The sequence below is a fragment of the Flavobacterium cheonhonense genome (genome assembly GCF_035671315.1).
GTDB lineage: Bacteria > Bacteroidota > Bacteroidia > Flavobacteriales > Flavobacteriaceae > Flavobacterium > Flavobacterium cheonhonense.
Genome location: NZ_JAXAVY010000012.1, coordinates 1 through 5,297, shown reverse-complemented (window position 1 = coordinate 5,297; position 5,297 = coordinate 1). Strand labels below are relative to the sequence as shown.

Below are 5,297 nucleotides of genomic sequence, written 5' to 3'. Positions count from 1 at the left end.
AAATAAATTCAAAAATATTTTAAAAATTACTTGTTAGTTTAAAAAAGATGCTTACTTTTGCACCCGCTAATCGAGAGAATAGCGGCACAATAAAGAAACAACGTTCATAGACATATTGAATTGACAGCCGTCTTAAAAGAGATTTTAAGACAGAAAAAAAAGAGAGTAAGTGAATCGAGAGATTTGAAAAAGACTAGCCTTTGTCTATAAAACAGTCTCGTTAATAAAACGAGACAAAAAACATACGATGAAGAGTTTGATCCTGGCTCAGGATGAACGCTAGCGGCAGGCTTAACACATGCAAGTCGAGGGGTAGAGGAAGCTTGCTTCCTTGAGACCGGCGCACGGGTGCGTAACGCGTATGCAACCTACCTTTTACAGAGGGATAGCCCAGAGAAATTTGGATTAATACCTCATGGTATATATCATTCGCATGTTTGATATATTAAAGTTCCAACGGTAAAAGATGGGCATGCGTCCTATTAGCTAGATGGTAAGGTAACGGCTTACCATGGCAACGATAGGTAGGGGTCCTGAGAGGGAGATCCCCCACACTGGTACTGAGACACGGACCAGACTCCTACGGGAGGCAGCAGTGAGGAATATTGGACAATGGGCGCAAGCCTGATCCAGCCATGCCGCGTGCAGGAAGAAGCATCTATGGTGTGTAAACTGCTTTTGTACGGGAAGAAACACTCCTTCGTGAAGGAGCTTGACGGTACCGTAAGAATAAGGATCGGCTAACTCCGTGCCAGCAGCCGCGGTAATACGGAGGATCCAAGCGTTATCCGGAATCATTGGGTTTAAAGGGTCCGTAGGCGGTTTGGTAAGTCAGTGGTGAAAGCCCGCAGCTCAACTGTGGAACGGCCATTGATACTGCCAGACTTGAATTACAAGGAAGTAACTAGAATATGTAGTGTAGCGGTGAAATGCTTAGATATTACATGGAATACCAATTGCGAAGGCAGGTTACTACTTGTGGATTGACGCTGATGGACGAAAGCGTGGGGAGCGAACAGGATTAGATACCCTGGTAGTCCACGCCGTAAACGATGGATACTAGCTGTTGGGGGCAACTTCAGTGGCTAAGCGAAAGTGATAAGTATCCCACCTGGGGAGTACGTTCGCAAGAATGAAACTCAAAGGAATTGACGGGGGCCCGCACAAGCGGTGGAGCATGTGGTTTAATTCGATGATACGCGAGGAACCTTACCAAGGCTTAAATGTAGATTGACAGGTTTGGAAACAGACTTTTCTTCGGACAATTTACAAGGTGCTGCATGGTTGTCGTCAGCTCGTGCCGTGAGGTGTCAGGTTAAGTCCTATAACGAGCGCAACCCCTGTTGTTAGTTGCCAGCGAGTCAAGTCGGGAACTCTAGCAAGACTGCCAGTGTAAACTGTGAGGAAGGTGGGGATGACGTCAAATCATCACGGCCCTTACGCCTTGGGCTACACACGTGCTACAATGGACGGTACAGAGAGCAGCCACTACGTGAGTAGGAGCGAATCTATAAAACCGTTCTCAGTTCGGATCGGAGTCTGCAACTCGACTCCGTGAAGCTGGAATCGCTAGTAATCGGATATCAGCCATGATCCGGTGAATACGTTCCCGGGCCTTGTACACACCGCCCGTCAAGCCATGGAAGCTGGGGGTACCTGAAGTCGGTGACCGTAAGGAGCTGCCTAGGGTAAAACTAGTAACTGGGGCTAAGTCGTAACAAGGTAGCCGTACCGGAAGGTGCGGCTGGAACACCTCCTTTCTAGAGACGAAAAGAAGGACTGGAAATAGAAGAGTCACAAAGCTCATTTACTCTCGCTGTTAATTCAAAATATAAATAAGCAAAATACAGAGTCTCGTAGCTCAGCTGGTTAGAGTACTACACTGATAATGTAGGGGTCGGCAGTTCGAGTCTGCCCGGGACTACTAGTATGCTTATAAGGAAATTCTAGGGGTTGAGAGGTTATGTAACTCATAACTCATAACTAGTAACTCATCACTAAGATTGGGGGATTAGCTCAGCTGGCTAGAGCGCCTGCCTTGCACGCAGGAGGTCATCGGTTCGACTCCGATATTCTCCACTATCCCGTAAAGGGAAACCGTTCATTGACATATTGAGATAAAAAATACATTTAAAAAGTAGAAAGAACACGAATTATCTAAGTGATTAGATAATAAGTAACAAGTACAATAAGCAAAATAAGGGCGTATGGGGGATGCCTAGGCTCTCAGAGGCGAAGAAGGACGTGATAAGCTGCGAAAAGCTGTGGGGATTGGCACATACGAATTGATCCGCAGATATCCGAATGGGGCAACCCGGCATGTTGAAGACATGTCACTCCGATAGGAGAGCAAACCCGCTGAACTGAAACATCTAAGTAGGCGGAGGAGAAGAAAACAAAAGTGATTCCGTAAGTAGTGGCGAGCGAACGCGGATTAGCCCAAACCAAAGTTGTTACGGCAATTTTGGGGTTGTAGGACCACGACATTTCTTGCGGATTGAATTAGAACTACCTGGAAAGGTAGGCCATAGACGGTGATAGCCCGGTATAAGTAAGAGAAGATAAGGATAGTGGTATCCTGAGTAGGGCGGGGCACGTGAAACCCTGTCTGAATTTGGCGGGACCATCCGCTAAGGCTAAATACTCCTGAGAGACCGATAGTGAACCAGTACCGTGAGGGAAAGGTGAAAAGAACCGTGAATAACGGAGTGAAATAGATCCTGAAACCATACGCTTACAAGCGGTCGGAGCCCACAAGTTGGGTGACGGCGTGCCTTTTGCATAATGAGCCTACGAGTTACCGTTGCTGGCAAGGATAAGCACTTATGGTGTGGATCCGTAGCGAAAGCGAGTCTGAATAGGGCGATGCAGTCAGTAGTGGTAGACGCGAAACCGTGTGATCTACCCATGGGCAGGATGAAGCTGTGGTAACACATAGTGGAGGTCCGAACCGGTTGACGTTGAAAAGTCTTCGGATGACCTGTGGGTAGGGGTGAAAGGCCAATCAAACTCGGAAATAGCTCGTACTCCCCGAAATGCATTTAGGTGCAGCGCTGGTTATAAGTTATATAGAGGTAGAGCTACTGATTGGATGCGGGGGCTTCACCGCCTACCAATTCCTGACAAACTCCGAATGCTATATAATGTTTACCAGCAGTGAGGGCATGGGTGCTAAGGTCCATGTCCGAGAGGGAAAGAACCCAGACCATCAGCTAAGGTCCCCAAATGTATGCTAAGTTGAAAAAACGAGGTTTGTCTGCCCAGACAGCTAGGATGTTGGCTTGGAAGCAGCCATTCATTTAAAGAGTGCGTAACAGCTCACTAGTCGAGCGGACGAGCATGGATAATAATCGGGCATAAGCATACTACCGAAGCTATGGATTTGTAGTAATACAAGTGGTAGGGGAGCATTCTAACAGGGTTGAAGGTGTAGCGCGAGCTATGCTGGACTGGTTAGAAAAGAAAATGTAGGCATAAGTAACGATAATGCGGGCGAGAAACCCGCACACCGAAAGACTAAGGTTTCCTCAGCTATGCTAATCAGCTGAGGGTTAGTCGGGTCCTAAGGCGAACCCGAAAGGGACAGTCGATGGCCAACGGGTTAATATTCCCGTACTACTGTTAATTGTGATGGGGTGACGGAGTGATGAAAGTACCGCGAACTGACGGAATAGTTCGTTAAAGCACCTACCTATAAGTTGCGCAGGCAAATCCACGCGACTTGGGGAAATGCGATAGTACTCAGAGGCTTCGGCCAAAGAGATAGTGTACCTAAGGGCTTCCAAGAAAAACCTCTAAACTTAGATTAACAGTACCCGTACCGTAAACCGACACAGGTAGTCGAGGAGAGAATCCTAAGGTGCTCGAGAGATTCATGGCTAAGGAATTAGGCAAAATAGACCTGTAACTTCGGGAGAAAGGTCGCCAGCAGTAATGCTGGCCGCAGTGAAAAGGTCCAGGCGACTGTTTATCAAAAACACAGGGCTCTGCAAAATCGTAAGATGAGGTATAGGGCCTGACACCTGCCCGGTGCTGGAAGGTTAAGAGGAGATGTTATCTTCGGAGAAGCATTGAATTGAAGCCCCAGTAAACGGCGGCCGTAACTATAACGGTCCTAAGGTAGCGAAATTCCTTGTCGGGTAAGTTCCGACCTGCACGAATGGTGTAACGATCTGGACACTGTCTCAGCCATGAGCTCGGTGAAATTGTAGTATCGGTGAAGATGCCGATTACCCGCAGTGGGACGAAAAGACCCTGTGCACCTTTACTATAGCTTAGTATTGGTCTTGGATAAGTGATGTGTAGGATAGGTGGGAGACTGTGAAATGGCGTCGCCAGGCGTTGTGGAGTCATTGTTGAAATACCACCCTTTGCTTATCTGAGGTCTAACCCCGCTTATGTGGGGGACATTGCTTGGTGGGTAGTTTGACTGGGGTGGTCGCCTCCAAAAGAGTAACGGAGGCTTCTAAAGGTTCCCTCAGCACGCTTGGTAACCGTGCGTAGAGTGCAATGGCATAAGGGAGCTTGACTGAGAGACATACAGGTCGATCAGGTACGAAAGTAGAGCATAGTGATCCGGTGGTTCCGCATGGAAGGGCCATCGCTCAAAGGATAAAAGGTACGCCGGGGATAACAGGCTGATCTCCCCCAAGAGCTCATATCGACGGGGGGGTTTGGCACCTCGATGTCGGCTCGTCACATCCTGGGGCTGGAGAAGGTCCCAAGGGTTGGGCTGTTCGCCCATTAAAGTGGCACGCGAGCTGGGTTCAGAACGTCGTGAGACAGTTCGGTCTCTATCTACTGTGGGCGCAAGAAATTTGAGTGGATCTGATTCTAGTACGAGAGGACCGAATTGGACAAACCTCTGGTGTATCTGTTGTTCCGCCAGGAGCACCGCAGAGTAGCTACGTTTGGAAGGGATAAGCGCTGAAAGCATATAAGCGCGAAACCCACCACAAGATGAGATTTCTTTTAAGGGTCGTGGAAGATGACCACGTTGATAGGCTATAGATGTAAAGGCAGTAATGTCATAGTCGAGTAGTACTAATAACCCGTAAGCTTATGTACGTCGCTACCGCCTCGCAAGAGGCGGGGCAAACTTTCTAAGAAATGATTTTTATCTCAGTATGTTAAGATATAGTGTAATGTTAATCAGCTAAAGTTGATTACCCTTGCAAAACGACTTAAGGTGGTTATTGCGTCGGGGCTCACCTCTTCCCATTCCGAACAGAGAAGTTAAGTCCGACTGCGCAGATGGTACTGCAGTAATGTGGGAGAGTATGTCGCCGCCTTTTTTT

Annotated in this window: 2 tRNA genes and 3 rRNA genes; all 5 read left to right on the top strand. The window is 47.9% G+C overall.

What is annotated here, in order from left to right:
- Positions 1-244 precede the first annotated feature (244 nt).
- A 16S ribosomal RNA gene (locus tag SK086_RS13470) occupies positions 245-1,760 on the top strand.
- A gap of 90 nt (positions 1,761-1,850) precedes the next feature.
- Positions 1,851-1,924 (top strand) — tRNA-Ile (locus SK086_RS13465).
- Between the two features lie 81 nt (positions 1,925-2,005).
- Positions 2,006-2,079: transfer RNA gene (locus SK086_RS13460), tRNA-Ala, on the top strand.
- Between the two features lie 107 nt (positions 2,080-2,186).
- Positions 2,187-5,067, top strand: a 23S ribosomal RNA gene (locus SK086_RS13455).
- Between the two features lie 117 nt (positions 5,068-5,184).
- A 5S ribosomal RNA gene (gene rrf / locus SK086_RS13450) occupies positions 5,185-5,294 on the top strand.
- The 16S, 23S and 5S rRNA genes sit together here with 2 tRNA genes alongside, the layout of an rRNA operon.
- Positions 5,295-5,297: the final 3 nt, after the last annotated feature.